The sequence below is a fragment of the Methylobacterium sp. 1A genome (assembly GCF_058072805.1).
In genome coordinates this window covers 1,905,527-1,925,600 of the sequence record NZ_JBYQVE010000002.1, presented here as the reverse complement: position 1 = coordinate 1,925,600, position 20,074 = coordinate 1,905,527, and the positions used below count along the sequence as shown (strand labels likewise).

Here is a 20,074-nt window from a genome sequence, read left to right as displayed (position 1 = left end):
TGTTCTTACTTGCGCGTCGGGGCGGGCCCGGCAACCCGGTCCCGCCCCGATCGCGGGCGCAGATCACGCCTTATGCAGCGGATTCTCGCGCAGGTAGCTGGAGGCGGCTGCGACGCCCGAGCCCGGCGTGACCTTGATGCCGCAATCGAGCATGGCCATCTCGGCGCCCGCGATGGCGCCCAGCAGCGACAGCTCGTTCAGGTCGCCCAGGTGGCCGATGCGGAACACCTTGCCGGCGACTTTCGACAGGCCGGCGCCCAGCGAGAGGTTGTAGCGCTCGTAGGCGTGGGTGATCACCTTGGCGGCGTCGGCGCCCTCCGGCACCACGATCGCTGTGACCGTGTCGGAGTTCCACTTGGGCTCCTTGGCGCAGGGCTTGAGGCCCCAGGCCGCGACCGCCTGGCGGGTCGCCTCGGCGAGGACGTGGTGGCGGTGGTAGACGTTCTCCAGCCCCTCTTCCTTCACGACCGCCAGGGCCTCGCGCAGGCCGTAGAGCAGCGGCAGGACGGGGGTGTAGGGGAAGTAGCCGGTGGCGTTGGCGGCCAGCTGATCCTTCCAGGCGAAGTAGGCGTGGCCGAGCCGGTCGTTGCGGCCGGTGCCGCTCTCGGCGATCTTGAGCGCCTTCGGGCTGATGCAGATCAGGCCGAGGCCGGCCGGCAGCATGAAGCCCTTCTGCGAGCCCGCGATGGCGCAGTCGACCTTCCACGCGTCCATCTCGAACGGCAGAGAGCCGATCGACGAGATGCCGTCCACGAACAGCAGGGCCGGGTGCCCGGCGGCGTCGATCGCCTTCCGCACCGCGCCGATGTCGCTGGTGACGCCGGTGGCGGTCTCGTTGTGGACGACCATGACGGCCTTGATCTTATGGTCTTTGTCGGCGCGCAGGGCCTCCTCGATCTTCTGCGGATCGGCGCCGGTGCCCCACTCCTCCTCCTGGACGACCACGTCGAGGCCGAGGCGCTGGGCCATGTCGACCCAGAGGTGGCTGAACTGGCCGTAGCGCGAGGTCAGCACCGTGTCGCCGCGGCAGAGGGTGTTGGACAGGGCCGATTCCCAGATGCCGGTGCCCGAGGACGGGAACAGGATGACCGTCCCGGCGGTCGAGCCGAACACCATCTTGGAGTCCTGCAGGAGCGGCTTCACCAGCTCGGGGAAGCTCGGCGAGCGGTGATCCTCCGACGGCACGTGCATGGCGCGCAGGACGCGCTCCGGGATGTTGGTGGGGCCCGGGATGAAGAGGTGGTTGCGACCGGGGCGCCGGGTTGCGGCCATGATGTTTCCTCCGAAAAGTCCATTGCGCGCGGGCGTGAACCCGCGCCGGGTTGTCCAAGCGTCCTCAGGGAGTCGGTCCGGCGCCGTCGAGAGCGGCTCGCGCCGCACCCCCTCGAACGCCATCCTCTGCCGTGATCGGGGGGTCTCCGCGGAGCGGCAGGCGGCCTCACGCCGCTCGCGTCGCGGCGCGCCCCCGCGCGCCGGTCGCCTCCGAATTGCCGTCCCGTCCAACGGCTCCAGGGCCGTCCTCGCCGCCTTCCTGTCAAGGTCCGGCCGTGCTCGTGCCGAGCGGCCGGTTCTTGGTATTATGAGGCGGTGAAGCTCGAAAGGAAAACCGGAAAAACTTCCGGAACTTGCCAAAAAAATTTTTTGTGCGGCGCAACGAAGTCGTGCTCCGGTTGAGAGGCTTCGCGGCACCGCACACCGAAGTCTTTCCGCCCCGTCGGAACCCGCGTCATCAAACTGAGATCGGATCGCGCTCTGGATCCCGGCACCGTTCAGCCGCCGGGAGAGGATGCCGTGGCCGAGGTTGAGGAGATGCCGGTCCGCGTGCGGACGCTGTTCCTGTCCGACCTGCATCTCGGCACGCGCGGCTGCCAGGCCGGCCTGCTGCTGTCGTTCCTGAAGGACTACGACGCCGACACGATCTACCTCGTCGGCGACATCGTGGACGGCTGGCAGCTGCGCTCGGGCTGGTACTGGCCGCAGGAGCACAACGACGTGGTGCAGAAGCTCCTGCGCAAGGTCCGCAAGGGCGCGCGGATCGTCTACCTGCCCGGCAACCACGACGAGTTCCTGCGCGACTACGTGGGCACGAGCTTCGGCGGCATCGAGCTCGCCGAGACCGCGATCCACGAGGCGGCGGACGGCAAGCGCTACCTCGTCATCCACGGCGACCAGTTCGACATGGTGGTGCGCCACTCGCCGTGGCTCGCCCATCTGGGCGACGGCGCCTACACGCTGGCGCTCTCCCTCAACACGCTGATCAACAAGGTGCGGCGGCGGCTCGGCCTGTCCTACTGGTCGCTGTCGGCCTGGGCGAAGCTGCGCGTGAAGAACGCGGTGAGCTTCATCGGCCGCTTCGAGACGATCCTGGCCGAGGAGGCCCGCCGCCAGGGCGCCGACGGGGTGATCTGCGGCCACATCCACCACGCCGCGGACCGGCCGATCGGCGACCTGCGCTACCTCAACACCGGCGACTGGGTGGAATCCTGCACCGGGCTCGTGGAGCACTACGACGGCCGCATCGAGGTGCTGCACTACCCGAGCCTCCTGCGGGCGCGGGAGGCCGAGGTCGTGCCGCAGCCCCTGCCGGGCCGGCGCGCGGTGGCGTGAGGGCGCCGCCGTGAAGCTCCTGATCGCCAGCGACGCGTGGCACCCCCAGGTGAACGGCGTCGTGCGCTCCCTCGAGCAGATGGTCCGGCGCGCGCCGGAGCACGGCTTCGCCACGACGCTGCTGTCCGTGGCGGATTTCCGCTCGCTGCCGCTGCCGGGCTACCCGGAGATCCGCCTCGCCTATGCCGGGCGCGAGCGGGTGGCGGCGCGCTGGCGGGCCGAGCGGCCGAGCCACGTGCACATCGCCACGGAGGGGCCGGTCGGCCTCGCGGCGCGCCGGCACTGCCTCGCGCACGACCTGCCCTTCACGACGAGCTACCACACGCGCTTCCCGGAATACCTCGCCGCCCGCGCCCCGGTGCCGGAGGCGTGGTCCTACGCGTACCTGCGCCGGTTCCACGGCGCCGCCCGCGGGACGATGGTCAGCACCGCCTCGCTCCAGGGCGAGCTCGCGGCGCGGGGTTTCGGCCGGCTGATGCGCTGGACCCGGGGCGTGGACACGGAGCGGTTCCGGCCGGCCGAGCCCGGGACGCCCGTGCCGGCGGAACTCGCCGGCCTGCCGGGGCCGCTGTTCCTCTACGTCGGGCGGCTGGCGGTGGAGAAGAACGTCGCGGCCTTCCTCGCCCTCGACCTGCCCGGCACCAAGGTGGTGGTCGGCGACGGCCCGGACCGCGCGCGGCTGCAGGCGCTCGCGCCGGCGGCGCACTTCCTCGGCACCCGCACCGGTGCGGACCTCTCGGCGGTCTACGCGGCCTGCGACGTCTTCGTCTTCCCGAGCCTCACCGACACGTTCGGCATCGTGCTCCTGGAGGCGCTGGCCAGCGGGCTCCCGGTGGCGGCCTTCCCGGTGCCGGGTCCGAACGACGTCGTCGGCGGCACGCGGGTCGGCGTGCTCGACCCGGATCTGCGGGTCGCCGCGCTGGCGGCCCTGCGCCTGTCGCGCGCCGAGTGCCGGGCCGAGGCCTTGCGCCGCGGCTGGGACGTGAGCGCGCGGCAGTTCTTCGGCAACATCGTCGAGGCGCATGGCGGCGCCCGGAGCACCCGCGACGCCGCCTGACGCGTGACGGCGTCCGCGCGGAATGGCAGGAGGGCGCGATGCCACCCGCCAAGCCACCCGCCAAGCCGCCAGCCGGACCGCCAGCCGGATCGCCCGCCGGACCGGCCGGGTCCGCCAGAGCCCGGCCCCCGGTCGCCGGGCCGTTCGATCCCGCCCGGGCCGCCGCCTATCCGGCGGCGATCGGCTGCGACGAGGTCGGGCGCGGCGCGCTCTGCGGGCCCGTGGTGGTGGCCGCGGTCTGGTTCGATCCGGCGGCGATCCCGGCCGACCTGCTCGCGGCCCTCGACGACAGCAAGCGCGTCCCCGAGCCCGTGCGCGACCGGTTGGCCCCCCTGATCCGCGCCCACGCGCGGGTCGCGGTGGCGGCGGGGTCGCGCGCCCTGATCGACCGGATCAACATCCGCGGCGCGACCCTCGACGCCATGGCGCGGGCGGTGGCGCGGCTCGGCCTCGCCGCGCCCGTGCTGGTCGACGGGCGCGACGCCCTGCCGGGCTTGCCCGGCCGCGCCGTCGTCGGCGGCGACCACTTGGTGCCCCAGATCGCCGCCGCGTCGATCGTCGCCAAGGTGCTCCGGGACCAGCTGATGCGGCGGCTCGCCCGGCGCCATCCCGGCTACGGCTGGGAGCGCAACGTCGGCTACGGGACGGCCGTCCACCGCGCCGGCCTGACGCAGCTCGGGCGCAGCCCCCACCACCGGCTCAGCTTCACCCGCGGCTTCGACTGAGCCGGGCGACGGGTCACGCGGCCCGGACGCCGGTGAGGAAGCGCTCGACCTCCCCGGCGAGTTCCTCCGACTGACGCGTGAGCGCGGTGGCGGCCGTCAGCACGTGGTCGGCCGCGTGGCCGGTCCGGTCGGCCGCCTGCGCCACGCCGGCGATGTTGCCGGTGACCTCCTGCGTGCCGGCATTGGCCTGGGCGACGTTGCGGACGATCTCCTGCGTCGCCGCCCCCTGCTGCTCCACCGCGGCCGCGATGGCGGCGGCCACGGCGTCGATCTCCCCGATCCGGCCGGTGATCGTCCCGATCGCCCGCACCGCCTGACCGGTCACGGTCCGGATCTCGCCCATCTGCCGGCCGACCTCGTCGGTGGCCCGACCGGTCTGGGCGGCCAGTTCCTTGACCTCGGTTGCGACGACCGCGAAGCCGCGCCCGGCCTCGCCGGCCCGCGCCGCCTCGATCGTGGCGTTGAGCGCCAGCAGGTTCGTCTGCGCGGCGATGCGAGCGATCAGCTCGACGACGGCGTCGACCCGGGCGACGGACGCGTTCAGCGCCGCCACCAGGGCGGCCGTCTGGTCGGCCTCGCCGACCGCGCTCCGGGCCAGCTCGGACGAGCCCTGGACCTGCCGCCCGATCTCCTGGACGGAGGTGCCGAGTTCCTCCACCGCGGCGGCCACCGTCCTGACGCCGGCGGACGCCTCCTCGGCGGCCGCGGCCACGGTATCGGACTGGCTGGCCGTCTCCTGGGCTGTGGTGGTCATCTCCCAGGCCGTGGTCTGCAGTTCGGCCGCGGCGGCGGAGACCTGCCCGACGATGCCGGCCACCGCCGCCTCGAAGGTCTGCGCCATCGTGTGCGTCATGGTCCGGCGCTGCGCCTCCGCGGCGCGCGCCGCCTCGTCCGCCTCTGCCTCCAGGGCGCGGGTGCGGACGAGGTTGTCCCGGAAGACCTCCACGGCCGCCGCCATCGCGCCGATCTCGTCCCGCCGCCCGCGGGCCGGGATCTCCACGGCGACGTCGCCGGAGGCGAGCGCCCGCATCGCCTGGATCATGGCCCGGAGCGGCCCGAGCACGCGGCGGACGACGACGACGGCGCCGGCACCGGCGAGCAGCACCGATGCGGCCAGGAACACGCCGGTGTGCAGCAGCGTCGCCCCCGCCTCAGCGAAGAGTGCCTGCGCGCGGGCGACCATCGCGTTCAGCGCCGCCTCGGCGAGGTCGGCGATGGTGTTGACCTCCCGCGTGTTGCGGTCGCGCAGGTCCTGGATCGCGACGCCCGGCGGCTGGCCCCGGCTCAGGGCCGCCCGCAAGGCCTGCCGCCGCGCCGCGACCTCGCCCTCGAAGTTGCTGCTGCCCGCCCTCACGAAGGCGTCCTGGACCGCCCGCGGCAGCGTGTCGTCCATGTGATCGACGAGATTCGCCCAGCTCGCCGCGACGCGGCCGCGCTCCTCGGCCTCCGCGAGGCGCTCCTCCTCGGACCAGCCCGCGCCCCGCGTCACGGCCGTCTCGGCCCGCGCCACGTTGCCGCCGATCGCGACCCGCGTGATCCAGGCGGCGCGCTTGATGTCCAGGGCGCGGGCCAGTGCCGCGTCCCGGCGCGGGATCGTGACGTCGACGGCCCCGCTGGTCGCCGTGAGCGCGTCGAGCAGATCCCGGAAGGCGGTCGCGGCGACCCCCTCGGTCGCGGCGTCGCGCTCCGCGACCGGGACCGCGAGGGCCGCGTCGATCCGTGACGTCAGGCCGGTGACGGCCTCGTGCGCCCGTCGGAGCGGATCGACCGTCTTCGCCACCGCGGCGGTGTCGACCGCGCGCACCAGCCTCAGGAGCGCTTCCAGACGATCGATTCGGATCGCGCGCTGTCGAGCGATCAGGGCCGCGTCGGCGGGCGGGATCCTGCCCGCGGCGATCAGCGCCTGCAGGGTCCGCCCCCGCTCGAGGCGCACGGCGAGCAGGATCTCGAGGAGGATCCGGCTGCCTTCCGTGAGCGCGACGACGCGGCGGCTCTCCCGCTCCTGCGCCCCGGCCTCCAGCGCCGTCCGGGCGCCCGCGGCCAGCAGCATGGCGCTGAGTGAGAACAGGATCGCGCACAGGATCGTGCCGATGGACGGACGCGGAAGACGCAGCATGAGGAACGGGATCTCTCTTCGCGGTGCGTCGAGGCGTGCGGCCCGCTGCCGGGCTGCCCGGTTCGAGCAGGGCGGCCGGTCGGCCTCGGTCGACGGAAAGGCTGAGCGACGCGACAGGCACCCCGACGCGGCGCCGGCCCGGTTCGCTCGAAGGGCGCGGCGAGGGCGCGGCGAGGGCGCGGCGAGTCCGGGGGCCCACCGGCGCTCCCGGTCCGGTCATCGGACCGGGAGTTCGCCCGGTCGGCATCGGAGGTCGAAACCCCGACACGCTACCGTCTCAAGGAAGGACGACAGTCGCGACCGGCAGAACCGAGCAGGGCCGCGGGGCGCGGCTCGCCCGCGACCGGATCACGGCGCACAGCGTCCATTGGCGGGATCTGCGGACACGGACGCCGGACAAAATCGCGCTCTTACGCACAGAACGACCCTCAATATAGAACTTAAATTCGATAACTCAATCAAACTTGGTCAAAATCTCGCAGTAACCCTCGCGATCTCAGGCATTTGAACCACAATGACACAGATGTCAATCTTACGTTCTGCGATTTTCCCCACACGTTAGAAATCTAAAAACCCACTTTGGAAGCAACATTTGAGTCGTTTTCTATCTTTGGAAATGTATTTTTACGCCGCTTCCGGCCAAAATGACTGGAATTTTCGCTGAACCGTACTGTGGGACAGGTCCGCCGCCTCGCGCGCGCCGCCGCGTCGGTCGCGTGTCAGAACAGCGCCAGCTGCGCGCCGGGCTTCCGGAAGGCGTCGCGATTCAGCGCGATGCGCCCGAAGGCGAAACCGAGACGCGTGCCGGCGAGCCGGACCCGCTGGCCGATCATCGCCGCGTAGGCGCCTTCCCCGCGGAAGCGGTGGCCGAAGCGCGGGTCGTTCTCGCGCCCGCCCCGGGCTTCCCGCAGGAGTGCGAAGGCCCGCGCCCTGCGTTCGGGATAATGCTCGGTGAACCAGTCCGCCACGAGGTCCGCGACTTCGCCCGGGAGGCGCAGCAGCGCGTGGCCGATCCGGCTCGCTCCGTGCGCGCGCGCCTCGGCCAGGATCGATTCGATCTCGTGATCCGTCAGGCCGGGGATGATCGGCGAGACGTTGACCATGACGGGCACGCCCGCCGCGCTCAGGCCCCGCATCGCCGCGAGCCGCTTGCCCGGCCGCGGCGCCCGCGGGTCGAGGCGGCGGGCGAGGTCCGGATCCAGCGTCGGCAGCGAGATCGCCGCCAGCACGAGGTTCTCCGCCGCCATCTCGGCCAGGAGGTCGAGGTCGCGCAGCACGAGGTCCGACTTGGTGGTGATGCTGACGGGGTGGCGGGCCTCCCGCAGCACCTCCAGAACTGCGCGGGTGAGCCGGTGCTCCCGCTCGACCGGCTGGTAGGGATCCGTGGCGGTGCCGAGGGCGATCGTGTCGGGCCTGTAGCCCGGCGCGGCGATCTCGCGGGCGAGGAGCCGGGCGGCGTCCGGCTTGGTGAAGATCCGCGACTCGAAGTCGAGCCCCGGCGACAGGCCGAGCCAGGCATGGGTCGGGCGCGCGTAGCAGTAGATGCAGCCGTGCTCGCAGCCCCGGTACGGGTTGATCGACCGGTCGAACGGGATGTCGGGCGAGCTGTTGCGCGCGATGATCCGGGCGGACCGCTCCGGCGTGACCTCCGTGCGCAGGGGTGCCGGAGCGTCCGCCGTCCAGGTCTCGTCGTGGAACGCCTCGCGCCGGGCGGATTCGTACCGGCCCATCGGGTTGGCCGTCGCGCCGCGCCCCCGCCGGGCGGCCGGTTCCGCGACGCTCGGCCCGAGTCGCGGCGCGGCCCCGGATGCGGTCCCGTCGCGCGTGTCCCCCATGACGACTCGCCTCCCTCACGCATCCATGTAAGAACATAGAGCGAACACGATGGCGAAGGGCGCCTTTTTTTCAGGCAAATGCGGCTCTGCAGCCCGTCCGGGCGACGGCGCGCCGCCGCGCGGGCCGCGGGGCAGTTTACGGCGCCGCAGAATCGTCTATGCGCGCGCTCATGCTCTCCGCCGTGACCTATCTGGCCGAACCGGCCGATCCGGACGCGATCGATCGCCTGGCCGACACGCTCAGCGTGCTCGTCTCCGGCGTGGCCGGCGGCCTCGTCGGCGACGCGGTGATCGTCGCGGGCCGCGAGAGCGAGGCCGTGGCGGCCGTCGCGGAGGCCACGGGCGCGACCCTCGTGCTGCACCGGGGCGGCAATCCCTACGCGGCGGGCGCCGCCGCGGCCCGGCGGGACTGGATCCTGTGCCTGGAGGCCGGCGACGTCCCGGCCGAGGGCTGGATCCGCACCCTCGACCGCTTCGTCGGAACGGCGCGGCCGGAGACGGCGCTCGGCCGCCTGCACCGCCCGGCCGGGCGCTGGCTCGGCCGGCTCGTCAGACGGGCGGAGACCGTCGTCGGCGCCCGCCAGGCACGGGCCGGCGACGTCGTCCGGCGCGAGGCCCTGCGTGCCGAGGGCGCGTTCACGGGTCGCCTCAAGGTCAGGCCGCTGATCGCTCGGATCGAGCGCGCCTGACCGGAAAGATCTTGCTCGGGAGAATCTTGCTCGGAAGAATCTTGCGCCCGCTCACGTTGTTGTCGGTCGATCCGCCTCTACAACTCTGAAAGCGCGGCAGGATCGTCGCCGTCTCCGGACATGATGACGCGCGCTGAGCCACCCCGATCTGGAAGGATGGTGCAATGGATTCGTCGGGCCTGATGGGGCGCAAGTCGGTCGAGGACATCGTCGAGAGCGGCGAGGGCGAGCAGCAGCTCTCGAAGTCGCTGGGCGCCCTCTCGATCACCGCGATGGGCATCGGGGCGATCATCGGCGCCGGCATCTTCGTCCTGACCGGCACGGCCGCGGCCCAGTATGCCGGGCCGGGGATCATACTGTCCTTCGTGCTCGGCGGCATCGCCTGCGCCTTCGTCGGCCTCTGCTACTCGGAGATGGCCGCCCTGATCCCGGTCGCCGGATCGAGCTACACCTACACCTACGCGACGCTCGGCGAGTTCTTCGCGTGGCTGATCGGCTGGGACCTGATCCTCGAATACGCCATGGGCGCCGCCACCGTGGCGGTCGGCTGGTCGGGCTACGTGACCAGCATCCTGAAGAGCGTCGGCATCGTGATCCCGGCGCAGTTCGCCAACGCGCCGGGCACGCCGATCGAGGGCGGCGGGACCGCGCTGCTGAACCTGCCGGCGGTCCTGATCGTGGCGCTGATCACGATCCTGCTGATGCGGGGCACGAAGGAATCGGCGCTCTTCAACAACATCATGGTCGCGGTGAAGCTCACCGTCGTGGTCGCCTTCATCGCTCTGGGCTGGGGCCATGTGAACACCGCGAACTGGAGCCCGCTCATCCCGGACAACGACGGGACCTTCGGCCATTTCGGCTACAGCGGCGTCCTGCGCGGCGCGGGCGTGGTGTTCTTCGCCTTCATCGGCTTCGACGCGGTCTCCACCGCCGCCCAGGAGGCGCGCAAACCCCAGAAGGACATGCCCATCGGCATCCTGGGCTCGCTCGCGGTCTGCACGATCCTGTACGTGCTGGTCGCCGCCGTGCTGACTGGGCTCGTGCCCTACAAGGACCTGAACGTCCCGGACCCGATCGCCAAGGGCGTCGACGTGATCGGCATCGGCTGGTTCGCGTTCCTGATCAAGCTCGGAGCGCTGACCGGGCTGACGACGGTGATCCTCGTCCTGCTCTACGGCCAGAGCCGGATCTTCTTCACCATGGCGCAGGACGGCCTGCTGCCGAAGATGTTCTCCCACGTCCACCCGACCTACCAGACGCCGTATCGCAGCCAGGCGATGATCGGGGCCGCGGTCGCCGTGGTGGCGGCGCTGGTGCCGATCCACATCCTCGGCGAGATGGTGAGCATCGGCACGCTGGCCGCCTTCATTCTCGTCTGCGGCTCGGTGCTCTACCTCCGGCGGGCCGAGCGCACCATGAAGCGGCCGTTCCGGGCGCCCGCCGTGCCGGTCGTGCCGATCCTCGGCATCCTGTCCTGCCTGCTCCTGATGATCGGCCTGCCCCTCGACACGTGGCTGCGGCTGGTGATCTGGATGGCGCTCGGCCTCGTCGTGTACTTCTTCTACGGCCGCAAGCACTCGGTCCTGCGCCGCAAGGAGGGGAATCTGGCCTAGCGCCGCCTCACACCGTGAGGCTCGCGCCGCGCCGCAGGTGCTCGTCGAGGCGCGGCATGATCTCCACGAAGTTGCAGGGCCGGTGCCGGTAGTCGAGCTGCTGGGCCAGGATCCCGTCCCAGGCGTCGCGGCAGGCGCCGGGCGAGCCCGGCAGCACGAACACGTAGGTCGCCCGCGCGACCCCCGCGGTGGCGCGGGACTGCAGGGTCGAGGTGCCGATCTTGTCGTACGAGATCCGGTGGAACACGGCCGAGAAGCCGTCCATGCGCTTCTCGAACAGCGGCTCCAGCGCCTCGGGGGTGACGTCGCGGCCGGTGAAGCCGGTCCCGCCGGTGGTGATCACCACGTCGACACCGGGGTCGCGCAGCCACGCCTCCACCCGCGCGCGGATCGCCGGGACCTCGTCCGGGACGATCGCGCGGGCCGCCAGGATGTGCCCCGCCTCGGTGAGGCGCTGGGTCAGGGTGTCGCCCGACCGGTCGTCCTCCGGGCGGCGGGTGTCGGAGACGGTCAGGACCGCGATGTTCAGGGGGATGAAGCGGCGGGCGTCGGTCTGATCGGCCATCGTGCGGGCTCTCCGGGACGGGAGACCGATATGGGCCCGGCGGGACCGCTTGTCGCCCCCGGGGCCGCCGCGCCCGCGCGCCTCTTGCGGCCCGCCGCGAAGTCGGCTGTGCTCGCGCGCGACCGTCGGAGACCGCTGACCCATGCACATGTACGGCAACTGGCGCTCGGCCGCGGCCTTCCGGGTGCGGATCGCCCTGAAGCTGAAGGGCATCGCCTACGAGGAGACCTTCATCGACCTCGACGCCGGCGACCAGCACGAGCCGGCGTTCCGGAAGATCAACCCGCAGGGCGCGGTGCCGGCGCTGTTCGACGGCGACGGGCCGCCGCTCACCCAGTCGCTGGCGATCCTCGACTACCTGGAGGAGACGCGCGGCGGCGTCCGCCTCCTGCCCGAGGAGCCCCGGGCCCGGGCCCGGGCCCGCTCGCTGGCGCAGGTGGTCGCGTGCGACACCCACCCGCTCTACGTGCCCCGGGTGCGCACCTTCCTGATGGAGCATTACGGCCTGCCCCGGGAGCGCATGCTGGATTTCCTGCGCAACGCCTTCGAGACCGGCCTCCGGACCCTGGAGACGCGCCTCGCCACCGAGCCGGGGACGGGCCGGTTCTGCCAGGGCGATTCGGTGAGCCATGCCGACCTCTGCCTCGTCAGCCTCTGGGTCGGGACGGGCATCTTCGGCATCGACACGGCGGCCTACCCGACGGTCGCGCGAATCGCCGAGGCCTGCCTCGCCCTGCCGGCGGTCGCGGAGGCGCATCCGCTGCGCCAGCCGGGCGCCCCGCCGGCGTGACCGGGCTCCGCGCGCTGCCCGTCTGGTGCGCGACGTCGCACTCGTGACCGGGGGTCGCGGCCGGCGATGTGGTATTCGGCAACCCAGGCCGTGTAAGGAGGCCGGCGACTGATCCCGGTTCGGGGGGAGAAAGAGTGTCGATGGCATCCGTCGAGAACGAGTCGGGCCTTCATCGCGTCGTGGTGGTCGGCGGCGGTGCAGCCGGACTGCAGCTGGTCACGAAGCTCGGCGACAAGCTCGGGCGCGGCAAGCGCGCGCACGTCACCCTCGTGGACCGCGCCCGGACGCATATCTGGAAGCCGCTGCTCCACGAGGTGGCGGCCGGCAGCCTCGACGTCGGCCACCACGCGGTGGATTACCTGCACCACGCCCACATGCACGGCTTCCGCTACCGGATCGGGCGGATGACCGGGCTCGACCGGGAGGCGCGCACGATCCAGCTCGCCGCGAGCCACGACGCGGAAGGGCGCGAGATCACGCCCGAGCGCGCCGTCCCCTACGACACGCTGGTGATGGCGGTGGGCTCCACCACCAACGATTTCGGCACGCCGGGCGTCGCCGAGCACGCCATCGCCCTCGACACCCAGGACCAGGCGGTGCGCTTCCACCAGCGCCTCGTGAACGCCTCGCTGCGCGCGCACACGCAGGCCGGCCCGGTCCGGCCCGGCCAGCTCCACGTCACGGTGATCGGCGCGGGCGCGACCGGGACGGAACTCGCCGCCGAGCTCCACCGGACCCTGCGCCACGTCGTCTCGACCGGGCTCGACAAGATCGACCCGGGCAAGGACATCCGCATCACCCTGGTCGAGGCCGCCGACCGGATCCTGCCGGCGGTGCCGCAGCGCCTCTCGGCCGAGGTGATGCAACTCCTCAGCAAGATCGGCGTCGACGTACGCGTGAAGGCGCGGGTCACCGAGGTGCGCGCCGACGGCGTGCAGCTCGCCGACGGCACCTTCATCCCGTCCGAGCTGGTCGTCTGGGCGGCGGGCGTGAAGGCGCCGCCCTTCCTGCAGGGCATCGGCGGCCTGGAGACGACGCGGACCAACCAGCTGGTGGTGACGCCGACGCTGCAGACCACCCGCGACCCCGACATCTTCGCCATCGGCGACTGCGCCTACCTGGTCGAGGCCGGCTCCGACACGCCGGTGCCGCCGCGCGCGCAGGCGGCCCACCAGCAGGCGAGCCACCTGATCGCCCAGATCCCGGCCAAGATCGACGGCAAGCCGCTGAAGCCGTTCCGGTACAAGGATTTCGGCTCGCTGGTCTCGCTGGGCGAGTACTCGACCGTGGGCAGCCTGATGGGGTTCGTGCGCGGCAAGAACATGCTCATCGCCGGTCTGTTCGCCCGGATGATGTACCGCTCGCTCTACAAGATGCACGAGCGGGCGCTGCACGGCACGGCCAAGACCGCCCTCGACACCCTGGCCCGCGCGCTGACCCGGCGCACCGAGCCGCGGGTGAAGCTGCACTGACCGTCGCCGTACGACCCGAGGACGGGCGCCCGGATCGACCGGGCGCGACACAGGAAGGAAACGCCATGATCCTGGTAAGCGTGATGTACCCGGCCGGCCCGAGCTTCGACATGGGCTACTACCTCGGCCACCACATGCCGCTGGTGCGCGAGCGCTGGTCGTCCCTCGGCCTCCACGACGCGAAGGTCGTCAAGGGCGCCGGCACGCCGGACGGCGGCGCCGCCCCGTTCCAGGTGATGGCCCTCCTGACCTTCGAGTCGGTCGACGCCTTCAAGAAGGCCGTCGCCGCCCACGGCGAGGAGATCTTCGCCGACATCCCGAACTTCACCGCGGCGCAGGCCCAGGTGCAGATCAACGACTTCGCGGAAAACCCGTGATCGACATCGTCAAGGCGGTGCAGGAGGCCGATCCGAGCCTCGGCACCTACGTGGTCGTGCTGCGGACCGACGCCCGGGCCCTGGACGGTCCGGAGCGGTTCACGCCGGAGGCGCAGGCCTGGATCGCCGAGAAGGCGCCGAGCGGCCGGCTCGCCCGGGTGCGCGTCCTGCTCGCCCCCTATCCGGGGGCGGAGCCGGCCGCGCGCGAGGTCACCGTGGCGGCCTTCGCCGACGCGCGGGAGCTCGCCGCCTTCGCGACGACCTGGACCGGCGACCCGCTGCCGGAGGAGCCGGGGGACTCTCTTCCCGACTGACGGCTCCGGAGCCGCCGTCTCTGCGAGCGGAGTAGGCGATCCAGGGCAGCGCGGCGCTCACCGGCGGCCCGCCGACCCTGGGTCACTTCGCTCCGCCCGCGACGACGGAAAGGGTCCTCGATACCGCGCGCGGACTCACGCCGCGCGCAGCTGCCGGATGGCGCGGAGCGCGGTCGCCCGCTGGATCTCCAGGCGCCGGATCAGCGGCATCAGGTCGGCGCCCGCGTGGGCGGCGGCCTCGACCTCCCGGCACAGGCTCGACAGGCCGACGAAGCCCAGCAGCCCGGCCGCCGCCACCAGGGCGTGCGCGTCGTGGGCGATCTGCAGGCGGTCGGTCTCGCTCGGCCGGAACCGCTCGGACAGCTCGTTCGCCAGGAGATCGAGCAGCGCCCCGACGCGATCGGTGCCGAAGCTCGCCTCCATCTCGGTCAGGACTGCCGCGTCGAGCACGGCCGAATCGACTTGTGGCAGGCGGCGCGGCACCTCGGCCCGCGCCGGCCGCCGCGCGCCCGGCGCCGTCCAGCGGCTGATCGTGGCGAAGAGGTCGGCCCGCCGGAACGGCTTGCCCACATGGTCGTCCATCCCGGCCTCGCGCAGCTCCTCGATCTGCGACGGCAGGACGTTGGCGGTCATGGCGACGATCGGGATGTCGCAGGCGGGCGGCGCGAGGGCGCGGATGCGGCGCGTGGCCGTGAGCCCGTCGACGCGGGGCATCTGGACGTCCATCAGCACGAGATCGTAGGCCCGGCCGGCCGCGACGGACGACCCGACCGCCGTGATCGCCTCGGCGCCGTCCCCGGCCACGTCCACCGCGTAGCCCTGGGATTCGAGCACCGCGCAGGCGAGTTCCTGGTTGAGCGGCACGTCCTCGACGAGGAGCAGCCGCAGCGGCGCGCCCGGGACCTCGCCGGCCGCCGGAGCCGCGGCCGGGAGCGGCCGCGACGGCCCACCCGCGTCGGCCGCGGCGCCCGGGGCCGCGGTGTCCCGCTCGCCGCGGGGCAGCACCAGCCGGAACCAGAAGGTCGAGCCCGCCCCCTCGCGGCTCTCGACCCCGATCTCGCCGCCCATCAGCGACACGAGGTGCCGGGAGATCGCGAGGCCGAGGCCGGTGCCGCCGAAGCGCCGGCTGATCGAGCCGTCGACCTGGCTGAACCGCTTGAACAGCCGGTCCTGCTGCGCCGGCGCGATGCCGATGCCGGTATCGACCACGGAGAACCGGACCGCGTCGCCGGGGCGCCCGTCGGGGGCGACGCCGTCGCCCTCCCGCTCCGCGGTCACCGTGACCGAGCCCTCGGGCGTGAACTTCACGGCGTTGTTCAGCAGGTTGAGCAGCACCTGTCGCAGGCGCCCGGCATCGCCGACCACGAAGGTCGGCAGGGCTGGGTCGATCCGGGCCTCGATGGCGAGTCCGCTGCGGAGCGCGCTGCCCCGCACGATCGAGACCGTGCTGTCGACGGTCGAGGCCAGCGGGAAGGTGACCGGATCGAGGGTCAGCTCGCCGGCCTCGATCTTCGAGAAGTCGAGGATGTCGTTGACGACCGTGAGCAGGGCCGCGCCGGAACTCTGGATCAGCTCGAGGCGCCGCCGGTCCTCGTTCTGGATCGCGTCGCCGTCGAGGAGCAGCTCGGCGTAGCCCAGGATGCCGTTCAGCGGGGTGCGGATCTCGTGGCTCATGGCGGCCAGGAACTCGCTCTTGGCCGCGCTCGCCCGCTCCGCCTCGGTGCGGGCCGCCTCGGCGTCGCGCGTGGCGGTGCGCAGGGCCGCCTCGACCGCCTTGCGCTCGGTGATGTCGAGGTGGAGGCCGACCATCCGCTGGGGCTGCCCGTCGGTGCCGCCGAGCGTTCGGCCCCGCGCGTAGAGCCAGCGCGCGCCGACCCGGAACTCGGCCGCGTAGGGGGTGCCGGACTCGACCGCCCGCCGGATCTCGTTCCAGACGTCGGAGACGTCGTCCGGATCGATCAGCGCCGTCCACGCGGAGGCCGAGATCGTGTGGGCGCCGCCGGTCTCCGGCAGGCCGTGCATCCGCGCGCTCTCCGGGCTGAGGACGGCGAGCCCCGTGCGCATGTCCCAGTCCCAGGTGCCGGCCTCCGCGGCGTCGAGGGCGATGTCGAGCAGGCCGCTCGCCTCCTCGACGGCGAGCCGCGCCGTGACGATGTCGTCGACGTCGAGGGCGGTCCCGAGCCACTCCGCCACCGCGCCGTCCGCCGGGTCGAGGCGGATCGGGATCAGGGAGAGCTTGTGCCACCGGTAGACGCCGTCCTGGCGCCGGATCCGCCACTGGCCGCTGTAGCCCGTGCCGGTCTCGACCGCCCGGATCCAGGCCGCCTCCATGGCGGCGGCATCCTCGGGGTGGTTCCGGACGAGGCGCTCCGCGCGCTCGGGCCCGATCGGCCCGTAATAGGACTGGAACTGCGCGTTGGCGTAGGTCGCCTGACCGTCCCCGACCCGCATGGTCCAGACCAGGAGCGGCAGCGCCTCGGCGAGGCCCCGGTAGCGCAGCTCGCTGCGGCGAACCTCGTCCTCGGCGCGCCGGCGCTCGGTGACGTCGATCAGGACGCCGAACAGGCCGGCGCCCGCCCCCTCCCCCCGGGCCATGCCGCGCACGACCACGTCGCGCAGCGCGCCGTCCGGCCGCAGCAGCCGGGCCTCGAAATCGAACCGGACCCCGCGGGCGATCGCGTCGGCGACGATCGCCTCGAGCCGGGCGCGGTCGTCGGGATGGTAGATCTGCGAGAAGGCGTCGAGATGCGGCGGCGGGGTCGCCGGGTCGCGGCCCGCGATGGCGTAGAGGCTCGCCGACCAGACCGGCTGCCCGTCCGCGAGATCCACGCGCCAGTTCCCGACGCTGGCGAGTTGCTCGGCCATGGTGAGCTGGTGGTTCGCCGCCTCTTGGGCGCGGGCCCGAGCGTTGATCTCCCGGTGCTGCTCGCGGATCAGCGCCTCGCGGATCGCCGCCTGCGCGATCTCCCGGTCGCGCCGCGCGTTGGCCTCCGTGAGGCGCAGATGCGCCACGACGATTTCGGCGAGGTCGCGGAAGGCGGCCGCATCCTCGGGCGAGAAGTCGGAGCGGGGCTCGGGATCGGCGAGGCAGAGGGTTCCGACCGGCAGGCCCGGCTGGAGGCTCAGGGCGATGCCCGCGTAGAACCGGATCCCGTCCGGCGCGGCGGCCACGGGCAGGTCGCGGAAGCGCGTGTCGAGCCGCGCGTCGGGGACGACCACGAGGGCGTCGCTGCGGATCGTGTGCTGGCAGAAGCTCTCGTCCCGCCGCATCGTGGTCGGCACCCCGGCACAGGGCGTCTTCAGCCACTGGTGCGTGTCGCCCAGGAAGGCCACGAACGCGCTGCGCACGCCGAACAGGCGCCGGGCGGTCCGGCAGACGGCCTCGAAATGCGGTTCCGGCGGTGTCCCGAGGATCGCGAGGGCCTCGAGGGCCGCGAGCCGGTCGCGCTCGTTGTCCGGCTGTGTGCTCACGTACCGTCTCCGGGTGCCGATCGGCCGCGACCGAGCGATGCCGCGCCTAGCGCCGCGTTTCAAGCGCGCCCGCCTGCGGCCGCGTGCCCATGCGCAACCGCGCGGCCTCCAGCGCCCAGACCATGCCCAGCATCATGTAGACGTGGCGCCACTTCTCGATGTCGATCTGGACGGCCTGCAGGAAGAACATCAGCAGCGCCGGCCAGACGATCTGGGCGTGCGCCCGGACCGGCGACGGCCGCGCCAGGAGCCGGAAACCGACGAGGCCGGTCGCCACCACGAGGCCGATGAACACGGCCCCGCCGAGCCAGCCGCCGTTGGCGAAGGAGCCGATGTAGGAATTGTGCGGTTCGAGCCCGAAGATCAGCCGCCAGTGCATCGGCCCCATCCCGAACGGCCGCTCCAGCAGCATGGCGAAGCCGCGGATCTGGTTGCCGAAGCGGCCGGTCTCGCCCTGGTCGTAGTCCTGGGTCAGGGCCGCCCGGGTCTCGAACATCTTGTGGACGTGGTCGACCGAGAGCAGCCCGATCACCGCGACGGTGCCGAGAACGATGGTCGCCAGGGTCAGGAGCACGATGCGGCGGCGCAGGCGCGGGGAGTCGCTGCCGGCGTAGACCGATCCCACCATCAGCAGCACCGCGACGGCGCTCCCGCCCCAGGACCCGCGCGAGAACGACAGGAAGATGCCGGCCACGATGATCAGCAGGCCGGCGAGGGACACGAGCGGCCGGCGCGTGGAGCCGGTGAGCAGGCCGTGCATCAGGTAGAGCGCGCCGAGCGTCAGGAACGAGCCGAAGACGTTCGGGTCCTGGAACGTGCCCGAGGCCCGGTCGTACTTGTAGAACAGGTCCTCGATCCCGAGCCATTGCAGGTAGCCGACGATGCCCAGCGCCGCCGAGAACACGCAGCTCGCCGTGTAGGCCTTGAGCGCCAGCTCCATCCGGGCGTGCGTGTCGTCCGCGAAGAACATCGCGAAGAAGATGCAGGTGATCGAGAGATAGACCAGCTGCACCGTCCAGGTGACCGGGAACTCCTCGTTCAGGTAGGGCAGCAGCGCGGTGACGATGCCCGCGAGGTAGAGGAGCAGGAGCGCCACCAGGGGCACCGCCCCGCGGTGCAGCCGGACGCCGAGGCAGAGCCAGAGCAGGATCGTGGGGATCGCGACCGCGTCGTAGGGCGAGGTCTCCGAGAAGGCGAAGCAGGCGAAGAAGACGAACGCCGCGAACAGCGCCTTGCCCAGCCCCTCGACGGCCGCGATGAGCGGGATTCCGCCCGCCGACCCGGACGGGACCGGGCCTGCGGGCGCTGCGGTGTGGGCCATGGATACGCGGGCTCCGCGGGCCGGTTACGCGGGCCCGCGCCGTCCGTGATGCCACGGAAACGTTGAGAATCGCCTTCCCGGCGCGGGGCGCCGGGGAGGCGGCGCCCGTTCAGGCGCGGCAGGCCTCGAAGCCCTCCTTGATCGCCGCCGGATCGAGGTTGCGGCCGATGAACACCACCCGCGAGACCCGCTCCTCGTCCTGGCCCCAGTCGCCCTGCACGTCGCCGTCGAGGATCATGTGCACGCCCTGGAAGACGAAGCGCTTCGGCTCGTCGGGGAAGGCCACGATCCCCTTGCACCGCAGGATGTCCGGACCCTGCGACTGGGTGAGGTTCGAGATCCACGGCATGAACTTGTCCGGGTCGACCGCGCCCTCGATCTTGGCCGAGATCGAGCGGATGTCGGAATCGTGATGGTGGTGGTGCCCTGCCTCGAGGAAGTCGGGCTCGACGTCGAGGATGCGGTCGAGGTCGAAGGCGTTGCGCTCGAGGACCGCGTCGAGGGGCACGGCGCAGTTCTGCGTGCGGTGGAGCTTGGCCAGCGGGTTGATCGTGCGGATCTCGGCCTCGACGCGGTCGAGGTCGGCCGGGGAGACGAGGTCGCTCTTGTTGAGCAAGATCACGTCCGCGAAGGCGATCTGGTTCCTCGCCTCGGGCGCGTCCTTCAGGCGGTCGGACAGCCACTTGGCGTCGGCCACCGTCACCACGGCGTCGAGGCGGGCGGCCTCGCCGACATCCTGGTCGACGAAGAAGGTCTGCGCCACGGGCGCCGGGTCGGCGAGGCCGGTCGTCTCGACGATGATCGCGTCGAACTTGCCCCGGCGCTTCACCAGCCCGTCCATGATCCGGATCAGGTCGCCGCGCACCGTGCAGCAGACGCAGCCGTTGTTCATCTCGAACACCTCCTCGTCGGCGCCGACGACGAGGTCGTTGTCGATGCCGATCTCGCCGAACTCGTTGACGATCACGGCGTAGCGCTTGCCGTGGTTCTCGGTGAGGATCCGGTTGAGGAGCGTGGTCTTGCCCGCGCCGAGGTAGCCGGTGAGCACGGTGACCGGGATCTTGCCGGCGGCGGAACCGGGAGCGGCCGGGGCGGAAGCGTTGCTCGTATCGGACATGACGG

Annotated in this window: 16 protein-coding genes; 9 read left to right on the top strand and 7 right to left on the bottom strand. The window is 72.2% G+C overall.

What is annotated here, in order from left to right:
- Positions 1 to 63: 63 nt before the first annotated feature.
- Positions 64 to 1,272, bottom strand: coding sequence for an aminotransferase class V-fold PLP-dependent enzyme (locus tag ACX9MN_RS29155; RefSeq protein ID WP_091926147.1), 1,209 nt, complete (start codon positions 1,270 to 1,272; stop codon positions 64 to 66).
- Between the two features lie 537 nt (positions 1,273 to 1,809).
- Between ACX9MN_RS29155 and ACX9MN_RS29150 the strand changes: the two genes are divergently transcribed.
- From ACX9MN_RS29150 to rnhB, 3 genes are read left to right on the top strand one after another with little or no spacing between them, the layout of a single operon-like run.
- Positions 1,810 to 2,607: a UDP-2,3-diacylglucosamine diphosphatase gene (locus ACX9MN_RS29150; protein WP_376738913.1), complete on the top strand. Its 798-nt coding sequence runs from the start codon at positions 1,810 to 1,812 to the stop codon at positions 2,605 to 2,607.
- 10 nt (positions 2,608 to 2,617) lie between these two features.
- Positions 2,618 to 3,664, top strand: coding sequence for a glycosyltransferase family 4 protein (locus tag ACX9MN_RS29145; RefSeq protein ID WP_020092659.1), 1,047 nt, complete (start codon positions 2,618 to 2,620; stop codon positions 3,662 to 3,664).
- Between the two features lie 38 nt (positions 3,665 to 3,702).
- A complete protein-coding gene (gene rnhB, locus ACX9MN_RS29140; RefSeq protein WP_489726133.1) occupies positions 3,703 to 4,389 on the top strand; it encodes a ribonuclease HII in 687 nt (228 codons plus the stop codon).
- 13 nt (positions 4,390 to 4,402) lie between these two features.
- On the opposite strand, the gene ACX9MN_RS29135 is transcribed toward rnhB, so the two are convergent.
- Both ACX9MN_RS29135 and ACX9MN_RS29130 read right to left on the bottom strand, forming a co-directional pair.
- Positions 4,403 to 6,505, bottom strand: coding sequence for a methyl-accepting chemotaxis protein (locus ACX9MN_RS29135; RefSeq protein WP_489726132.1), 2,103 nt, complete (start codon positions 6,503 to 6,505; stop codon positions 4,403 to 4,405).
- 719 nt (positions 6,506 to 7,224) lie between these two features.
- On the bottom strand, positions 7,225 to 8,340 hold the full coding sequence (locus tag ACX9MN_RS29130) for a PA0069 family radical SAM protein (protein WP_489726131.1): 1,116 nt from the start codon (positions 8,338 to 8,340) through the stop codon (positions 7,225 to 7,227).
- 158 nt (positions 8,341 to 8,498) lie between these two features.
- Here ACX9MN_RS29130 and ACX9MN_RS29125 point away from each other — a divergent pair, with 158 nt between their 5' ends.
- Together ACX9MN_RS29125 and ACX9MN_RS29120 are read left to right on the top strand one after the other, a co-directional pair.
- Positions 8,499 to 9,029, top strand: coding sequence for a hypothetical protein (locus tag ACX9MN_RS29125; RefSeq protein ID WP_020092663.1), 531 nt, complete (start codon positions 8,499 to 8,501; stop codon positions 9,027 to 9,029).
- Between the two features lie 164 nt (positions 9,030 to 9,193).
- The gene (locus ACX9MN_RS29120; protein WP_489726130.1) at positions 9,194 to 10,642 is read left to right on the top strand and encodes an amino acid permease; all 1,449 of its coding nucleotides are present in this window, start codon (positions 9,194 to 9,196) and stop codon (positions 10,640 to 10,642) included.
- Positions 10,643 to 10,649: 7 nt separating this feature from the next.
- Here the strand turns inward: ACX9MN_RS29120 and moaB are convergent, their stop codons facing one another.
- Positions 10,650 to 11,207: a molybdenum cofactor biosynthesis protein B gene (moaB, locus tag ACX9MN_RS29115; RefSeq protein ID WP_100251375.1), complete on the bottom strand. Its 558-nt coding sequence runs from the start codon at positions 11,205 to 11,207 to the stop codon at positions 10,650 to 10,652.
- Between the two features lie 142 nt (positions 11,208 to 11,349).
- Here moaB and maiA point away from each other — a divergent pair, with 142 nt between their 5' ends.
- The 4 genes from maiA (at position 11,350) to ACX9MN_RS29095 (ending at position 14,160) form a co-directional block, all read left to right on the top strand.
- Entirely contained in the window at positions 11,350 to 11,997 is a 648-nt protein-coding gene (maiA, locus tag ACX9MN_RS29110; protein ID WP_091679640.1) for a maleylacetoacetate isomerase, read from the top strand.
- A 140-nt stretch (positions 11,998 to 12,137) separates the two neighbouring features.
- Positions 12,138 to 13,469 (top strand): NAD(P)/FAD-dependent oxidoreductase, encoded by a 1,332-nt coding sequence (locus tag ACX9MN_RS29105; RefSeq protein ID WP_020092667.1) that lies wholly within the window; start codon positions 12,138 to 12,140, stop codon positions 13,467 to 13,469.
- Positions 13,470 to 13,534: 65 nt separating this feature from the next.
- A complete protein-coding gene (locus ACX9MN_RS29100) occupies positions 13,535 to 13,846 on the top strand; it encodes an EthD family reductase (RefSeq protein ID WP_020092668.1) in 312 nt (103 codons plus the stop codon).
- Complete coding sequence (locus tag ACX9MN_RS29095; RefSeq protein WP_020092669.1) at positions 13,843 to 14,160, top strand: hypothetical protein; 318 nt, start codon at positions 13,843 to 13,845, stop codon at positions 14,158 to 14,160. The genes ACX9MN_RS29100 and ACX9MN_RS29095 overlap by 4 nt, the downstream gene beginning before the upstream one ends.
- A gap of 135 nt (positions 14,161 to 14,295) precedes the next feature.
- Here ACX9MN_RS29095 and ACX9MN_RS29090 read toward each other — a convergent pair whose 3' ends face one another.
- The 3 genes from ACX9MN_RS29090 to ACX9MN_RS29080 all read right to left on the bottom strand — a co-directional run bounded on the left by ACX9MN_RS29090 (position 14,296) and on the right by ACX9MN_RS29080 (position 20,069).
- On the bottom strand, positions 14,296 to 17,631 hold the full coding sequence (locus ACX9MN_RS29090; RefSeq protein ID WP_489726129.1) for an ATP-binding protein: 3,336 nt from the start codon (positions 17,629 to 17,631) through the stop codon (positions 14,296 to 14,298).
- 46 nt (positions 17,632 to 17,677) lie between these two features.
- Complete coding sequence (locus ACX9MN_RS29085) at positions 17,678 to 18,952, bottom strand: O-antigen ligase family protein (RefSeq protein ID WP_091926133.1); 1,275 nt, start codon at positions 18,950 to 18,952, stop codon at positions 17,678 to 17,680.
- Positions 18,953 to 19,061: 109 nt separating this feature from the next.
- Positions 19,062 to 20,069, bottom strand: coding sequence for a CobW family GTP-binding protein (locus tag ACX9MN_RS29080; protein WP_489726128.1), 1,008 nt, complete (start codon positions 20,067 to 20,069; stop codon positions 19,062 to 19,064).
- Between the last annotated feature and the right edge of the window lie 5 nt (positions 20,070 to 20,074).